This is a genomic window from Actinoplanes sp. NPDC048791 (assembly GCF_040650095.1).
GTDB lineage: Bacteria > Actinomycetota > Actinomycetes > Mycobacteriales > Micromonosporaceae > Actinoplanes.
The window spans coordinates 1-15,378 of the sequence record NZ_JBEZGQ010000096.1 but is presented as its reverse complement, the minus strand read 5'-3'; the positions used below and the strand labels follow the sequence as shown (position 1 = coordinate 15,378).

Here is a 15,378-nt window from a genome sequence, read left to right as displayed (position 1 = left end):
CCGACCAGCAGGGTCACGTTGTCCTCGCGCTGCGCGGCCAGCCCCCCGCAGGCCGCCGCGTGCGCGGAGCTCCACTGGGCGGCGCGTTCCCGCTGGCGCGGCGGGCAGGTCAGCACCACCAGTACGTGCGCGGCGTCCAGGTCGACGCCCAGCCGCCGGGCCCGCTGCCGGACCGTCACCGGGTCCTCGACGCCGCGGCTCAGCAGGTCCTCGAGGAGTTCGCCGCGGACCCGGCCCTCGGCCTGGGCGAGGCTGCGCCGGAACAGCAGCAGCAGCGAGGTGACCACGCCCGCGCGTTCCAGGATCCGGGTGTCGGTCTCGCTCAGCGCCCCGGGAGCGTGCAGCACCAGCGTGCACAGGGCCTCGCTGCCGGCGCCGGCCGCCAGCACCCAGTGCTCACCGTGGCGGGTGGCCCGGCCGAGCCCGTTGCCGGCCACCGCCGTACCGGCCAGCGAGGCGACCTCGGCGATGGCCCCGACCGCGGCCAGGCAGTGCCCGTCGGCATCCAGGATGGCCAGCTCGCCGCCGAGCACCTCGGCCACCACGCCGGCCAGGTCGTCCAGGTCGCCGCCGCGCAGGATCACCTCGGTCATCCGGTCGTGCGCCTCGGCCGCGCGTTCCAGCGAGTCGCTGTGCCGCCGGACGACCGTGTTGACCGCGCCCAGCTCCTCCAGGGCGGCCCGGGTCTCACCGAGCAGGCGGGTGTTGTCCAGGGCCACCGAGGCGTGCGCGGCCAGCGAGCCCAGCAGCGTCACCTCCTGGCGGGTGAACGGACGCGCGCTGCGGTTGGCCGCGAACAGCACCCCCAGCACCCGGGTGCCCAGCCGCATCGGCACCCCGAGGATCGCCACCAGGCCCTCCTCGCTGACCCCGCCGTCGATCTCGTCGAGGTGCTGGAAGCGGGCGTCGGCGCTGTAGTCGGCGGTGACGTACGGCGCGGCGGTCTGTGCGACCAGGCCGCCGAGCCCGGCCCCGAGCGGCAGCCGCAACTGCTGGAAGCGGGCCGACACCGAGCCGTAGGTGACCCGCATGTACGTGTCGCCGCGCTCCTCGTCGTTGAGGGTCATGTAGGCGACGTCGGCGTCCAGCAGCTCGCGGGCCCGCCGCACGATGGCCTCCAGCACCGCGTCGATCTCGCGCAGCGTGGCCAGGTCGCCGACGGGGTCGACCCGTGCACTGAGCTCGGCCTCGCGCCGGCGCCGGCGGTCCCGCAGGGCCCGGACCTGCAGGGCGAGCGCCTTCAGCTCGTCGAGCTCGGCCAGCTCCCGCGCCGGCCGGCCCTGGGCGCGGGCCTCCAGCAGCGGCCGCTCGAACTCGACGGCCGCCGCCTCCCGCAACAGCAGCTCCAGGAACACGCTGCTCAATGCGCTGTCCATCCGCCGTCCATGACCATCGAGGCGCCGGTGATGAAGGAGGCCGGCGGCGAGCACAGGTACGCGACCAGCTCGGCCACCTCCTCGGGCTCGACCAGCCGCTTGAGGGCGACCGGGGCCAGCATGACCTCCTCGACGACCTGGGTCTCGTTCATGCCGTGGCTGGCGGCCTGGGCGGCGATCTGCGCCTCGACCAGCGGCGTGCGCACGTACGCCGGGTTGACGCAGTTGGAGGTGACCCCGTGCGGCGCCCCCTCCAGCGCGATCACCTTGGACAGGCCCTCCAGCCCGTGCTTGGCCGACACGTACGCCGCCTTGTACGGCGAGGCGCGCAGCCCGTGCACCGAGGACACGTTGACGATGCGGCCCCAGCCCTGCGCGTACATGTGCGGCAGGCAGCGGCGGACCAGCCGGAAGGGCGCCTCCAGCATGAGCCGCAGGATCAGTGAGAAGGTCTCCGTCGGGAACTCGTGCAGCGGCGCGACGTGCTGCAGCCCGGCGTTGTTGATCACGATGTCGACGGCCGGGTCCAGCCGGTCGACGGCGGCCAGGTCGGACAGGTCCACGGTCTCGGCGCTGCCGCCGATCTCCGCGGCGACCCGGGCGGCCGCGTCGCCGTCGCGGTCCAGCACGATCACCCGGGCGCCGGCCCGGGCCAGCCGTTCGGCGCAGGCCCGGCCGATGCCGCCGGCCCCGCCGGTGACCACGGCGGTGCGCCCGGCCAGGACCTCGTGCGGGACGCTCAACCCCTGGGCGATGGTGTCCATGATTCCTCTTCGCGGGTGGTCGTGGACGGGACGGGTACCGCCTCGGCGGGGTCAGGCTCGGGCGGCTTTATCCGGCGGCGCAGGGCCCGGTCGGCGGCCGCGGCCAGCTGCCGGGCGCCGCCCCACAGGCCCTGCCGGAAGAGCAGCACCACCAGGACGAAGACCGTGCCGGTGACGATGCCGATGCCGTCGAAGCCGGAGGTGGACAGATAGTCCTCCAGCTGGACGACCAGCGCGGCTCCCAGGGTGCTGCCCCACAGCGAGCCGATGCCGCCGAGCACGACCATCATCACGGCCTTGCCGGAGGTGGTCCAGTTGACCTCCTGCAGCGAGGCGAAGCCGTGGCTGATCGCGAATAGGCCACCGGCCAGCCCGGACAGTGCCGCGGAGAGCACGAAGGCCAGCAGCTTGTACCGCTCCACCGGGTAGCCGATGGCCCGGGCCCGGGCCGGGTTGTCCCGGATGGCCACCAGCACGTGCCCGAACGGCGAGTGCACGATGCGCCACAGTCCCCACAGCGCCAGCAGCACGATGGGCAGCCCGGCGTAGTAGAAGACGAACGGGTCGCTCAGGTCCAGGCCGAGCAGTTCGCGCGGGATGCCCTGCAACCCGTTCTCGCCGCCGGTGACCGAGCGCCACTGGTTGGCGACGAAGTAGATCATCTGGGCGAAGGCCAGGGTAACCATCGCGAAGTAGATGCCGCTGTTGCGCACGCACAGGTAGCCGATCGGCACGGCCAGCGCGGCGGCCAGCACCGCGCCGCCCAGCACGGCCACCGGGAACGGCAGTCCGCCGTGGATCGCGATCAGACCCGCGGCGTAGGCCGACGTGCCCCAGAACGCGGCGTGGCCGAAGGAGAGCAGGCCGGTGTAGCCGAGCAGCAGGTCCAGGGCCGCGGCGAACAACGCCCAGCAGGCGATGTCCATGGCCACCGGCGGATAGATCAGCCAGGGCAGGGCCAGCGCCACCAGCAGACCGACGGCGAGCAGCACATAGCGCAGCGGGCGGCGGCCGGCCGGCTCGGTGTGGCGCAGGAACATCCGGATCACGTGCGGGCCTCCTCGCGGCCGAACAGCCCGGCGGGACGCCACAGCAGCACCCCGGCCATGATGATGAAGATCAGCGTCTGGGACAGCGCGGGGACGTAGAGGTTGCCCAGCGACTGCACCAGGCCGATGCCGAAGCCGGCCAGCACCGAGCCGAAGACCGAACCCAGCCCGCCGATCACCACCACGGCGAAGACCGCGATGATCAGGTCGGCGCCCATCAGCGGGTTGACCGCCCGCATCGGCGCCGCCAGCACGCCGGCCAGGCCGGCCAGGGCCACCCCGAAGGCGAAGACCGGGGTGACCCAGCGGCCCACGTTCACCCCGAGCGCCCGGGTCAGCTCCGGGCGCTCGGTGGCGGCCCGCACCACCATGCCGACCCGGGTCCGGGTCAGGATCAGCCACACCGCGACGCAGAGCAGGACGGCCGCGGCGAGCACGAAGACCTGGTACGCCGGGTAGTCGAACAGCCCCAGGTTCAGCGAGCCGGACAGCTCCGCGGGGCGCGGATACGGCTGGGACTGCACGCCGTACTCGCGCTTGACCGCGTCCTGCAGGACCAGGGTCAGCCCGAAGGTCAGCAGGAAGTTGTAGAGCGGGTCGAACGGGACCAGCCGCCGGATGAGGGTCCGTTCCAGCAGGGCGCCGAGCAGGAACAGCACCGCCGGGACGAGGATCAGCGCCGCCCAGAACGGCACGCCGAACTCGGCCAGCGCGATGTAGGCGCCGAACGCGCCCAGCATGAAGAACGCGCCGTGGGCGAAGTTGACCACGCCCAGCATCCCGAAGATGACCGCCAGCCCCAGCGCCAGCAGCGCGTAGAAGCCGCCGCTGACCAGCCCGTTGAAGCACTGCTGGAGGAAGCCGCTCACAGCGTGCAGCCGCCCGCGCCGGCCGGCCGGAACGCCTCCGCGGCCGGGATGGTGCGCAGGATCTTCTCGTAGTCCCAGTCGGTTTTGACCTCGCTCTTCGGCTTCACCTCGGCCAGGTAGACGTCGTGGATGACCCGGTGGTCCTCGGCGCGGACAGTGGCGTTGCGAGCGAACACGTCGTCGTACTGGTAGCCCTCGAGCTTGCCCACGACGGCGTCGGACGCGTCGGTCCCGGCGCGCTGCACCGCCTCCAGGTATTGCAGGGCGGCCGAGTAGTTGGCGGCGTGCGCGAACGACGGCCGGGTCTGGGTCTTCGCGGTGAACTTGTCGGCCCACTGCCGGTTGCGGTCGTCGAAGTTCCAGTACCAGGCGTCGGTGAAGGTGGTGCCGGCGAACGCGTCCGGGCCCAGCGAGTGGATGTCGGTGATGAACATCAGGCCGACCGACAGCTTGATGCCCTTCTCCCGCAGCTTGAACTCGTTGTACTGCTTGACCAGGTTGACCAGGTCGCCGCCGGCCTGCATGGTGCCCAGCACGTCCGGCCTGGGACTCATCCCGGGCGCCTTGAGCAGGAAGGTGGAGAAGTTGTCGTTGGGGAACGGCGTCGGGTCCTTGGTCAGCACCTTGCCCCCGGCCGCGGTGATCGCGGCGGAGAACGACTTCTCCATGTCCTGCCCGAAGGCGTAGTCCGGGTACACGATGTACCAGTTCTTGCCGCCCTCCTTGGTCACCGCCGAGCCGGTGCCGTTGGCGAGCATGAACGTGTCGTACGCGTAGTGGAAGGTGTACTTGTTGCACTGCTTACCGGTCAGCTCGGTGGTGGCGGCGCCGACGTTGAAATAGAGCTTCTTCTTGGCCTTGGCCACGTTGGCCACCGCGAGCGCCGCCGACGAGGTGGGCACGTCGAGGATGACGTCGGCCTGCTGCCGGTCGTAGAGCTCCTGGGCCTTGGAGTTGGCGATGTCCGGCTTGTTCTGGTGGTCCGCGGTGACGACCTCGATGTCCTTGGTCAGCGCCTGGTCGCCGTACTTGGCCTGGAAGTCGGCGACGGCCATCCGGACCGCCTCGACGCTGTTGCGGCCGGAGAGGTCGGCATAGACGCCGGACTGGTCGTTGAGGACGGCCAGCACGATCTTGCCGCCACTGACCTTGTCGTCGCTGCCACCGCTCGGGCCGCCGCGACCGCAGCCGGCGACGAGCAGCGTGCCGGTGGCGAGGACGGCGGCCAGCGCCCGGATCGTTCTCATGGGGGGTCTCCTTAGATGCCGAGGTAGGCGAGAAGTTCGTGTTCGCGCTCGCGGACCGCGCCGTTGTCGAGGGTCTCGACCACCCGGCCCTCGGCCAGCAGGTGGTGGCGGTCGGCCACGGTGGTCGCGAAGTGCAGGTTCTGCTCGATGAGCAGCACGGTGACGCCGGCCGCCTTGATCTCGCGCAGAATGTCGCCGATCTGCTGCACCAGCAGCGGCGACAGGCCCTCGGTGGGCTCGTCGCAAAGCAGCATCCGGGCGCCGCTGCGCAGCACCCGGGCCAGCGCGAGCATCTGCTGCTCGCCGCCGGAGAGCTGGGTGCCGGCGAAGCGGCGGCGCTCGCGCAGCACCGGGAACGTCTCGTAGATCCGGCTCAGCGACCACGGGTCGGGGCCGACGACCGGGGGCAGCAGCAGGTTCTCCTCGACAGTGAGGGTCGCGAAGATCCCGCGGTCGTCCGGCACGTAGCCGATGCCGGCCCGGGCCCGCCGGTGCGCGGGCCGGGTGCCGAAGGCGGCGTCGCCGTTCAGGCTGATGCGTCCGGTGCACTGCGGGTGCAGGCCCATGACGCAGCGCAGCAGAGTGGTCTTGCCGGCGCCGTTGCGCCCGACCAGCGTCACGATCTCGCCCTCGGCGACGACCAGGTTCACGTCGCGCAGCACCTGCGCCTCGCCGTACCAGGCGTCGAGGCCCTCAACGGTCAGCATGCGACTCTCCCAGGTAGGCGGTGATGACGCGGGGGTCGGCGCGGACCTCGGCGTAGCCGCCCTCGACCAGCACGGTGCCGCGTTGCAGCACGGTGACCCGGTCGGCCAGGTTCCGGACCACGCTCATGTTGTGCTCGACCAGGACGACGGTGCGGCCCGGGCGGACCCGGCGGATCAGCGCAATGGTGCGGTCGATGTCCTCGGCGCCCATGCCCGCGGTGGGCTCGTCGAGCAGCAGCACCCGCGGGTCCAGCGCCAGCGCGACGGCCAGCTCCAGGGCCCGCTTGCGCCCGTACGCCAGTGCGGCGGCGGGCACCTCGGCGGCGTCCGTGAGACCGACGTCGTCGAGCAGTTCCAGGGCCCTGTCCCGGAACCGGCCGAGCTGCCGTTCCGAGCGCCAGAACCGCCAGCCCAGCCCGGTGCGGGCCTGCAGCGCCAGCTCCACGTGCTCGCGGGCGGTCACCTGCGGGAACAGGGTGGTGATCTGGAACGAGCGGGCCACCCCGAGGCGGGCCACCCGCTCGGGCGGCAGCCCGGTGACGTCGGCGCCGTCCAGGGTGATCCGGCCGGCACTGGGCCGCAGGAAGCCGGTGAGCAGGTTGAACAACGTGGACTTGCCGGCGCCGTTGGGGCCGACGAGGGCGTGCACGCTGTCCGGGGCGATGTCGAGGTCGACACCGTCGACGGCCCGGAACCCGCGGAACTGCTTGCCGAGCCCGCGGGCCTGGAGGATCGGCGGGGGCATCCTGACCTCCTCTGAGTGGGGGCGACGACCGCGGATCGGCGGTGCCCTGTGACGCAAGACACTATGGGCCGGATTCACGGCCAGCTATGTGGGCTCTGCACACAATCGACCGCCGTTCGCTGGTGACTTCCGCCATGCGGCGTCACCAGCCGTTCCGGGGCAGGCACAGACAGCGCCGCCGATTTGTGGTTCCGCCGCACATAGCTGGAGATCACTCGCGCGCTTACGGTGCCTCGCGAGGAGGAATCGTGGACAAGACAGTCACCAGTGCCGCCCGTGCGCTCGCCGACGGCGGCCTGCCCTGGCGCTACCGCGCTGACGGTTCCGTGGCCCTGGCCTCTCCCCCGCGGGAGGTGCGCGAGTTCGGCGGGCGCCCGTACCTGCTGGAGGAAGCCATCGCCTGCGACTTCGCGCTGGTCCGGGCGGCCGTGGGCGACCGCCACGGCAACCTGGTCTTCCACGCGGCGGCCCGCAACTTCAACCCGCTGTGCGCCATGGCCGGGCGGATCACGGTGGCCGAGGTGGAGCGGCTGGCCGAGCCGGGCGAGCTGGATCCGGGCCGGGTCGACCTGCCGGGAATCTTCGTGCAACGGGTCGTCGCGGTCCGCGATCCCGGCGACAAGCTGATCGAGCGCCGGACGACTCGCGCGGGAGGCCGGTGATGGCCTGGACGCGGGACGAGATGGCCGGGCGCGCGGCCCGGGAGCTGACCGACGGCCAGTACGTGAACCTCGGCATCGGACTGCCCACCCTGGTGCCGGCGCACGTACCCGACGGCGTGCACGTGGTGCTGCACTCCGAGAACGGCATCCTGGGCACCGGGCCCTACCCGTACGCCGGGCAGGAGGACCCCGACCTGATCAACGCGGGCAAGGAGACGGTCACCGTGCTCCCCGGGGCCGCGTACTTCGACTCGGCGCTGTCGTTCGCGATGATCCGCGGCGGGCACCTGGACGTGGCGATCCTGGGCGGCATGCAGGTCTCGGCCGGCGGCGACCTGGCCAACTGGACGGTGCCCGGCAAGCTGGTCAAGGGCATGGGCGGGGCGATGGACCTGGTGCACGGGGCGGGCCGGATCATCGTGCTGATGGAGCACCGCAGCCGCGACGGCGCCGCCAAGCTCGTCGAACGCTGCACGCTGCCGCTCACCGGCCGCGGCGTCGTGCACCGCGTCATCACCGATCTGGCGGTGCTCGACGTGACCCCGGCGGGCTTCGCGCTGCGCGAGCTGGCCCCCGGGGTCACGCTGCCGCAGGTGCGCGCCGCCACGGACGCGCACCTGCTGGTCGATCAGCCGATCACCCAGTGACCCGGGCGCTGCTCGCACAGCTGGGTCGAGGTGAAGACGTTGTAGAGGCCCATCCGCTGGCCCGAGCCCTGCGCGTAGGCGTACCCGCCGCTGACGTAGGCCCGGCCGGCCTGCACGTGCGCGTAGTTGGTCGCGGTCACGCAGGCCGGGACCGGCGGCTCGGGCTGGCCGGGCCCGCCCCCGCCGGCGGCGAGGCCGAAGAACACCGCGTCCCGGTACGCCGAACAGATGGTGTCCAGGAAGTACGCGGCGGCCGTGCCACATTGCTCGGCCGCCGGCCCGGGATCGACCGGAGTGCCGTGGCCCATGCCGGCCACCCGGTACAGCCGGACCTGGTCGGCGCCGTACACCTCCAGCGTCGTGCCGGGCGGCAGCGAGCTGGTCGAGGTGGGCTGCACCGGCACGCCCAGCACGTTGGTGAACTGGTCACGCAGCTCCACGCCGTTGGCGGGCACCACGGTGTAGTCGGCCTGTCCCTGCCAGATCGCCACTCGCGGCCGTGGCCCGGTGTAACCGGGATAGGCCCCGCGTACGAGATCACCCCACTGCGCGGGCGTCCGGTCGGGCGGCGTGTACTGGCACCCGCTCGCCTGACTCAGCGAGGTGGCACACCGGTACGGCAGCCCGGCGACCACCGAACCGGCGGCGAACACGTCGGGATAGGTCGCGAGCATGACGGCGCTCATCGCCCCGCCCGCGGACAGCCCGGAGACGAAGACCCGCGCCCGGTCCAGGCCGTAGGCGGTCACGGCCCGGTCGACCATCTGCCGTACGGACAGAGCCTCGCCCCGGTCGCGGGCGGTGTCGCCGGCGGCGAACCAGTTGAAGCAGGAGCTGGAGTTGTTGGCGGTGCGCTGCTCGGGCAGCACCAGCGCGAACTTGGCCTGGTCGGCGAACTTGCGCCAGCCGGAGTTGGCGAAGTATCCGGCGGCGTTCTGGGTGCAGCCGTGCAGCAGGACGACCGCGGGGGAACCGGCCGGCAGGGCGTCGGGCCGGTAGACGTACATGGCCAGGTTGCCGGGGTTGGAGCCGAACGAGGTGACCGGTTCCAGGCCGGCGCCCAGGGCCGGTGCGGGGGCGGCCAGCCCCGCCACGGCAACGAGCAGGACGATGACCAGACAGCGGCGGAGTCGGCGAAGCGAACCCATCAGAGCCTCCACTCTTCGATGGTGATCGATGTCGCCGACGTTACGGCCGCATGACGGACCTGTGACATGGCCACGACTCACACATCGCCGGGCGGTGGAGTGTGCGCTCAGTCCCGGGTCAGGCGGGGCAGCAGCGTCAGCGCCTCGGCCCGCAAGGTGTCCAGGGCGTCCGGGGCGCCGGCCAGGTGGCGCAGCAGCGCGTGCTGGAACAGGCCGTCGAACATCGCGTACGCCGTCGCCGGCACGACCGTGGGCACCTGCTCGCTGAGCTCGGCGTAGCGGCTCACCACCCGCCAGATCATCCGCTGCAGGCTGTCGTCGATCTCCAGCACGTCGGCGCGGAACGCCGGCTCGAACAGCGACTGCGAGCGCATGTCGTACCAGAGCCGGTGCAGGGTCGCGTCCTCGCCGGCCGTGACCGCCAGCCCGGCGGCGAAGCCCGCGGCCAGGTCGTCGGCGGTGGCCGAGGCGGCCAGGATCTCGTCGTAGCGCTGCACGCAGATCGCCTTGTAGTGCTTGACGCAGTGGATGATCAGATCCACCTTGTCGGCGAAGTAGTAGTGCAGCACGCCGTGTGAGAAGTCCGTGTTCTGGGCGATCTCGCGCAGGCTGGTGCGCGCGTAGCCCAGCTCGGCCAGCGTCTGCAGCGCCGCCGCGGCCAGCTGGTCGCGACGCTGGGCGAACTTGTCGACCTGGCGCCGGGAGACCCGGTCCGCGTTCGGTGGCCCGGACGGGGTCGCCGTCCCGGCCGGCCGGTCCGTGTTCAGCGCGTTGGTCACCCGCTCATCCTCCCTGGCCGCGGCCCGGCGCGCGACCCGTTGACCGGGGACGATACGCCGACTCCTCATTCCTGGACAGGTGTCCAAGGTTTTCTTGACACCCGTCCAGTTTTTTTCGTACGTTGTGACCTGCATCACGAGCCGCGGTGCACAGCGACGTGACCACAAGCGGAGGCAGGCATGACCTCAATCGATCTGAGCGGTAAGCGGGCGCTCGTGACCGGCGGCGCCCGGGGATTCGGGGCGGCCATCGCCCAGTCCCTGGCCGAGGCCGGCGCGGCGGTCATGATCGGCGACGTCCTGGAGGACCTCGGCCGCGAGACCGCCGAGCTGATCGCCAAGACCGGCGCGACCGCGGCCTTCACCCGGCTGGACATCACCGACGAGGCGTCCTGGGAGGCGGCGACCGCCACCACGGTGGCCGGGCTGGGCGGCTTCGACATCCTGGTCAACAACGCCGGCGTGGAGGTCACCGCACTGCTGGCCGACCTCGACCCGGCCGAGCTGTCCCGGATGCTCGAGGTCAACGTCGTCGGCACGGCCCTGGGCATCAAGCACGCCTTCCGCAGCATGCGGCCCGGCGGGACGGCCGGCCGGGGCGGCTCGATCGTCAACATCTCGTCGGTCGCGGCGACCATCGCCTTCCCCGGCATCGCCGGCTACTCGGCGTCCAAGTCGGCCGTCGACCGGCTGACCCGGGTCGCGGCCATGGAGTCCGGCAAGCTCGGTTACGGCGTACGGGTGAACTGCATCTATCCCGGTCTGGTCCCGACCGAGATGGGGGTGAAACTGGCCGTCGACGTGACCGCGATCGGACTGTTCGCCAGCACCGACCACGCGATCGCCGCGGTCGTCGACCAGACCCCGATGGGCCGGCTCGGCGAGGCCGGCGAGATGGGCGACGTGGTGGTCTTCCTCGCCTCCGACGCGGCCCGGTTCATCACCGGCGCCGGCGTGCCCGTCGACGGCGGAATGGGGATGTGACATGCGCCCCGTCGTGGTCTACGGCGCCTCCGGCTACACCGGACGGCTCATCTGTGAGTACCTGCGCGAGCTCAACCTGCCCTTCATCGCCGCCGGACGCGACAAGGACCGGCTCCGCGAGGTCCTGGACCGGGTCCCCGGCATCGAGACCGCCGACTACGAGGTGGCGGAGGTCGAGCACGAGGTCGGTGCCCTGACCGAGCTGTTCCGCGGCGCGAGTGTCGTGTGCAACACCGTCGGCCCGTTCATCACGCTCGGCGACCCGGTGGCCGAGGCGGCGCTGGCTGCGGGCTGCCACTACCTGGACACCACCGGCGAGCAGGACTGGCTGCTGCACGCGAAGGAGAAGTGGGGCCGGCCGTACGCCGACGCGGGCCTGCTGATCTCCCCCGGGGTCGCGCAGATGTACACGACCGGCGAGATCGCGGCGAACCTGTGCCTCGAGCATCCCGGCATGGACACCCTCGACATCCTGGTGCTGTGGGAGGGCGCGCCCACCATCGCCTCGACGCAGACCATCTTCGCGATCCTGGCCGCCGACTGGTTCCACCTGGCCGAGAACAAGTACGTGCAGTGGGACCCGACAGCCCGCTTCGAGGTCACCGTGCCCGGCCGGCACGCCACCTCCCTGGCCCTGCCCTGGGGCGGCATGTGCCACCCGGTCTGGTTCGCCGACGACCCGCGCGTCGCCACCTGCCGGGCGATCGGCGGCGTCATGAACCGCGACGTCATGGAGGCGGTCGCGGCCACCACCATGATGGTGCAGGCCGAGATCAAGACCCTGCCGGCCGAGCAGCAGGGGCCCGCCCTCGCCGCGATCGCCGAGCAGTGGCAGACCGGCATGCCGCCGAGGGAGAACCCCCGCCTCAACACCTCGGTCGACTCCGTGTACGCCTCCGGCCCGCTGGGCCGCGCGCACTGCGTCATCCACGGCAACTCCAACTACAAGCAGACCGGCCTGCTGCAGGCCTGGGCCGCGCAGTCACTGGTCCAGCAGGCGCCCCGGCGGACCGGCCTGGCCTCGGCCTGCCAGGCGTTCGGGCACCGCGAGCTGCTCGGCGTCCTGCGCACGTTCGGACTGGTCCTCGAACCCGTCGTCACCGTCGCCCGCTGAGCCCCGCGATGGCTCTCGTCGACTACCTGGACAAGGGGGCCTCGCTCGGCCCCGGCGAGCCGTGCCTGCTCGCCGGGACCGAGACGATGACGTACGCCGAGGTCCAGCAACTGAGCCACCGGGTCGCCGGCGCCCTGCACCGCCGCGGGGTGCGCGCCGGCGAGTCCGTGGCGATCCTGTCCGGCAACGACCCGGTGGCGTTCTCGGCGGTCTTCGGCATCTCGCGCCTGGGGGCGGTGTGGTGCCCGGTCAACCCGCGCAACGAGGCCGCGGAGAACCGGGCGTTGCTCGACCTCTTCGACTGCACCTGCCTGATCTTCCAGGCCGCGTACGCCCCGCTGGTCGAGAAGATCGCGCCGCTGCTGCCGAAGATCCGCGTCTACGTCTGCCTCGACGGCCCCACGCCGCTCGGGGCGACCTTCGCCGAATGGGCCGCCGCTCCCCCGGTCTCTGCTCTCCCCTCGCCCTCGAACGCCGACACAGTGATGCTGGTCGGCACCGGGGGAACAACCGGCACGCCCAAGGGCGTCATGCTCACCGACCGCAACCTCGAGGCGATGTCGGCGATCACGCTGATGAGCTACCCGTTCAGCGGCCGCCCGACGTACCTGGCCCTGGCCCCGCTGACCCACGCGGCCGGGGTGCTCTGCTTCCCGATCATGGCCCTGGGCGGCCGCATCGTCATCATGGCCCGCCCCGACGTCGGCGAATTCCTGAACCTGATCGAGGCGCGACGGGTGACCCACACGTTCCTGCCCCCGACGGTGATCTACCTGGCCCTGGCCCACCCCGACGTGCGCACGACAGATCTGAGAAGCCTGCAATGCTTCTGGTACGGGGCCGCGCCGATGTCGACGGCCCGGCTGACCGAGGCGATCGAGGTGTTCGGGCCGGTCATGGGCCAGCTCTTCGGCCAGTCCGAAGCCCCGATGATGATCTCGACGATGGCCCCGGCGGAGCATCTGCATCCGGGCGGTGGCCTGGCGGTGGACCGGCTCGGGTCGGCCGGGCACCCGTCGCCGCTGGTCACGGTGGCCATCATGGACGGTACGGGCGCTCTGTTACCGCCCGGGGAACGCGGCGAGATCGTGGTCCGGGGTTCGCTGGTGATGCGCGGCTACTACAAGAACCCGGCGGCGACCGCTGAGGCCGGCGCGTACGGCTGGCACCACACCGGGGACATCGGCTACCTCGACTCGGACAACTACCTGTTCATCGTGGACCGGGCCAAGGACATGATCATCACGGGTGGGTACAACGTTTACTCGGCCGAGGTGGAGCAGGCTCTGATGCACCATCCGGCGGTGTACGAGGCCGCGGTTATCGGGTTGCCGGATGACAAGTGGGGTGAGCGGGTTACCGCGGTCGTGCAGCCCGCCCCGGGGTTTTCGGTCGACCTGGCGGATGTCATGGCTTTTGTCAGGGAGCGGCTGGGTGGTGTCAAGGCTCCTAAGCAGATTGAGGTTTGGGCTGAGCTTCCTCGGTCTCGGGTTGGGAAGATTCTCAAGGGGGAGATTCGGGATCGTCTTCGGTGAATCTTTGTGCTTTTCTTGCTGTTGGACGGTTGGGGGCCGGGGTAACCAAGATCGGCTTGAGGAGCATTTATGCCGTTCTTGGTCACCCCGGCCCCCAACCTTGCATGGTTTCCTGTTCCGGCCGGGATTTTGGTTGCTCGCCGCTGGTTGCAGCGCTTCCTTGGGTGATCCCCTTGCGGTGATGGGTCTGGCTGCCGCGCTGTGGTTCTTGCGGGGGATTTTGTCGGGCTGGCCGGCCTTGGTGGTGGGTCTTGCGTACGCACCTCGCCGGTTGCGGTGCGGGAGTGTGGGGCCTACCCCGACCTCATTTCGACGCGCAACGCACCCTCGGGCGCGCCTCGTCCCGCAATCCATTCCGGCTTTGTCTTCGAGGCGCTGTCCGCTTCCAGGCGTGCCTCGTCTCGTAACCGGCCCGGCCTCACCTTGTCCCGTAACGCATTCTGGCTTCGTCTTCGAGGCGCTGCCTACTTCCGGGCGTGCCTCGTCTCGTAACCCGCCCGGCCTCACCTTGTCCCGTAATCCATTCCGGCTTTGTCTTCGAGGCGCTGCCCACTTGCAGGCGCGCCGCGTCCCGCAATCCGCCCCGCCTTGTCTCGTCCCGTAACCCGCCTCGGCTTTGCCTCGGGGCGCTGCCCGCTTCGAGGCGCGCCTCGTCCCGTAACCCGGCCCGCCTTGTCTCGTCCCGTAACCCGCCTCGGCTTTGCCTCTGGGCGCTGCCCGCGTCCAGGCGCGCCTCGTCCCGTAACCCGGCCCGCCTTGTTTCGACCCGTAACCCCGGCCCCGTTTCGTCCGCAACGCATCCTCAGACGCGCCTCGTGCCGCACCTCAGCCCGCCTCGTCTCGTCTCGTAACCCACGCCCAGACGCGCTTAGCTTGCACTCCCAGACGTGCCTGGGACTGTCAAACGAACGGTGTAACTGCGGGTGTTAAGGGTTACTTGCGGGCCGCCGTGAGGCGGCCTTCGAAGGTCATCTCGAAGGCGTTCAGGGCGGGTTTCCAGCGGATCGCCCATCGGCGGCGGCCGGTGCCGGTCGGGTCGAGACTCATGATCGCAAGGTAGACACATTTCAGCGCGGCGGTCTCATTCGGGAAGTGCCCGCGGGCCCGGACGGCTCGGCGGATCCGGGCGTTGACGCTCTCGATCGCATTCGTCGAGCAGACGATCTTGCGGATCTCGACGTCGAAGCCGAGGAAGGGCACGAACTCGGCCCAGGCGTTGTTCCAGAGCCGGATGATCGCCGGATACTTGTCACCCCAGGCCTGCGTGAACTCGTCGAAGCGGGCTTTGGCCGCGGCTTCGGTCGGTGCGGTGTAGACCGGCCGCAATGCTTTGGCGATCGCGTCGTAGTGCTGCCGGCCGGCGTAGCGGAACGAGTTGCGCAGCAGATGGATCACACACGTCTGGACCACGGCCAGGGGCCAGGTCTGCCCGATCGCGTCGGGTAGGCCTTTGAGACCGTCGCAGACGACCATGCAGGCGTCTTCGACGCCGCGGTTCTTCAGCTCGGTCAGCACGCTGAGCCAGAACTTGGCGCCTTCGCCGCCGTCGCCGGCCCAGAGTCCGAGGATGTCTCGGGTGCCCTCGACGGTGACCGCCAGAGCGACGTAGACGGGCCGGTTGGCGACCTTGCCGTCGCGGATCTTGACGTGGACCGCGTCGAGGAAGATCACCGGGTAGACCGGATCGAGGGGCCGGTTCTGCCACTCGGCCATCGCGTCGAGGACCTTGTCGGTGATCGTGGAGATCGTCTG

At 71.0% G+C, this 15,378-nt stretch carries 14 protein-coding genes and 1 pseudogene; 5 read left to right on the top strand and 10 right to left on the bottom strand.

Features of this window, described 5'->3' with window-relative positions; all coding sequences use genetic code 11:
- From AB0C29_RS10430 to AB0C29_RS10400, 7 genes and pseudogenes are all read right to left on the bottom strand, one after another.
- On the bottom strand, positions 1–1,376 hold a 1,376-nt coding region (locus AB0C29_RS10430), incomplete at its 3' end, for a GAF domain-containing protein (protein WP_360818106.1).
- Positions 1,361–2,140, bottom strand: a complete 780-nt coding sequence (locus tag AB0C29_RS10425) for a 3-hydroxybutyrate dehydrogenase (protein ID WP_360818103.1) — start codon at positions 2,138–2,140, stop codon at positions 1,361–1,363. The genes AB0C29_RS10430 and AB0C29_RS10425, both read right to left, overlap by 16 nt.
- A 113-nt stretch (positions 2,141–2,253) precedes the next feature.
- Positions 2,254–3,180: pseudogene (locus AB0C29_RS10420) on the bottom strand (branched-chain amino acid ABC transporter permease); the annotation flags it as partial.
- A 5-nt stretch (positions 3,181–3,185) separates the two neighbouring features.
- Entirely contained in the window at positions 3,186–4,058 is an 873-nt protein-coding gene (locus AB0C29_RS10415; RefSeq protein ID WP_360818096.1) for a branched-chain amino acid ABC transporter permease, read from the bottom strand.
- Positions 4,055–5,305: an ABC transporter substrate-binding protein gene (locus tag AB0C29_RS10410; RefSeq protein WP_360818093.1), complete on the bottom strand. Its 1,251-nt coding sequence runs from the start codon at positions 5,303–5,305 to the stop codon at positions 4,055–4,057. Before AB0C29_RS10410 ends, AB0C29_RS10415 begins: the two co-directional genes overlap by 4 nt.
- Before the next feature lie 11 nt (positions 5,306–5,316).
- Complete coding sequence (locus AB0C29_RS10405) at positions 5,317–6,012, bottom strand: ABC transporter ATP-binding protein (RefSeq protein WP_360818090.1); 696 nt, start codon at positions 6,010–6,012, stop codon at positions 5,317–5,319.
- Positions 5,999–6,757, bottom strand: a complete 759-nt coding sequence (locus tag AB0C29_RS10400) for an ABC transporter ATP-binding protein (protein ID WP_360818087.1) — start codon at positions 6,755–6,757, stop codon at positions 5,999–6,001. The genes AB0C29_RS10405 and AB0C29_RS10400 overlap by 14 nt, the downstream gene beginning before the upstream one ends.
- Before the next feature lie 248 nt (positions 6,758–7,005).
- Here AB0C29_RS10400 and AB0C29_RS10395 point away from each other — a divergent pair, with 248 nt between their 5' ends.
- Both AB0C29_RS10395 and AB0C29_RS10390 read left to right on the top strand, forming a co-directional pair.
- Positions 7,006–7,419 carry a CoA-transferase gene (locus tag AB0C29_RS10395; protein ID WP_360818084.1) on the top strand — a complete coding sequence of 138 codons (414 nt, stop codon included), beginning with the start codon at positions 7,006–7,008 and terminating at the stop codon, positions 7,417–7,419.
- A complete protein-coding gene (locus AB0C29_RS10390; RefSeq protein WP_360818081.1) occupies positions 7,419–8,066 on the top strand; it encodes a CoA transferase subunit B in 648 nt (215 codons plus the stop codon). Before AB0C29_RS10395 ends, AB0C29_RS10390 begins: the two co-directional genes overlap by 1 nt.
- On the opposite strand, the gene AB0C29_RS10385 is transcribed toward AB0C29_RS10390, so the two are convergent.
- Both AB0C29_RS10385 and AB0C29_RS10380 read right to left on the bottom strand, forming a co-directional pair.
- The gene (locus tag AB0C29_RS10385) at positions 8,048–9,214 is read right to left on the bottom strand and encodes a PHB depolymerase family esterase (RefSeq protein WP_360818078.1); all 1,167 of its coding nucleotides are present in this window, start codon (positions 9,212–9,214) and stop codon (positions 8,048–8,050) included. The two genes, AB0C29_RS10390 and AB0C29_RS10385, sit on opposite strands and share 19 nt — an antisense overlap.
- Before the next feature lie 107 nt (positions 9,215–9,321).
- Positions 9,322–9,993 (bottom strand): TetR/AcrR family transcriptional regulator, encoded by a 672-nt coding sequence (locus AB0C29_RS10380; RefSeq protein WP_360818075.1) that lies wholly within the window; start codon positions 9,991–9,993, stop codon positions 9,322–9,324.
- A 180-nt stretch (positions 9,994–10,173) separates the two neighbouring features.
- Between AB0C29_RS10380 and AB0C29_RS10375 the strand changes: the two genes are divergently transcribed.
- From AB0C29_RS10375 to AB0C29_RS10365, 3 genes are read left to right on the top strand one after another with little or no spacing between them, the layout of a single operon-like run.
- On the top strand, positions 10,174–10,977 hold the full coding sequence (locus tag AB0C29_RS10375; protein WP_360818073.1) for an SDR family NAD(P)-dependent oxidoreductase: 804 nt from the start codon (positions 10,174–10,176) through the stop codon (positions 10,975–10,977).
- Position 10,978: 1 nt separating this feature from the next.
- A complete protein-coding gene (locus tag AB0C29_RS10370) occupies positions 10,979–12,091 on the top strand; it encodes a DUF5938 domain-containing protein (protein WP_360818070.1) in 1,113 nt (370 codons plus the stop codon).
- A gap of 8 nt (positions 12,092–12,099) precedes the next feature.
- Positions 12,100–13,626 (top strand): AMP-binding protein, encoded by a 1,527-nt coding sequence (locus tag AB0C29_RS10365; RefSeq protein ID WP_360818067.1) that lies wholly within the window; start codon positions 12,100–12,102, stop codon positions 13,624–13,626.
- Positions 13,627–14,559: 933 nt separating this feature from the next.
- Here AB0C29_RS10365 and AB0C29_RS10360 read toward each other — a convergent pair.
- Positions 14,560–15,378: IS256 family transposase (locus AB0C29_RS10360; protein WP_360818064.1), on the bottom strand; the 819-nt coding region annotated here is incomplete at its 5' end.

Coding starts and splice junctions, on each gene's coding strand:
- AB0C29_RS10400 (WP_360818087.1), bottom strand. CDS start 6,757: ATGCCCCCGCCGATCCTCCAGGCCCGCGGGCTCGGCAAGCAGTTCCGC.
- AB0C29_RS10425 (WP_360818103.1), bottom strand. CDS start 2,140: ATGGACACCATCGCCCAGGGGTTGAGCGTCCCGCACGAGGTCCTGGCC.
- AB0C29_RS10365 (WP_360818067.1), top strand. CDS start 12,100: ATGGCTCTCGTCGACTACCTGGACAAGGGGGCCTCGCTCGGCCCCGGC.
- AB0C29_RS10410 (WP_360818093.1), bottom strand. CDS start 5,305: ATGAGAACGATCCGGGCGCTGGCCGCCGTCCTCGCCACCGGCACGCTG.
- AB0C29_RS10390 (WP_360818081.1), top strand. CDS start 7,419: ATGGCCTGGACGCGGGACGAGATGGCCGGGCGCGCGGCCCGGGAGCTG.
- AB0C29_RS10385 (WP_360818078.1), bottom strand. CDS start 9,214: ATGGGTTCGCTTCGCCGACTCCGCCGCTGTCTGGTCATCGTCCTGCTC.
- AB0C29_RS10405 (WP_360818090.1), bottom strand. CDS start 6,012: ATGCTGACCGTTGAGGGCCTCGACGCCTGGTACGGCGAGGCGCAGGTG.
- AB0C29_RS10370 (WP_360818070.1), top strand. CDS start 10,979: ATGCGCCCCGTCGTGGTCTACGGCGCCTCCGGCTACACCGGACGGCTC.
- AB0C29_RS10375 (WP_360818073.1), top strand. CDS start 10,174: ATGACCTCAATCGATCTGAGCGGTAAGCGGGCGCTCGTGACCGGCGGC.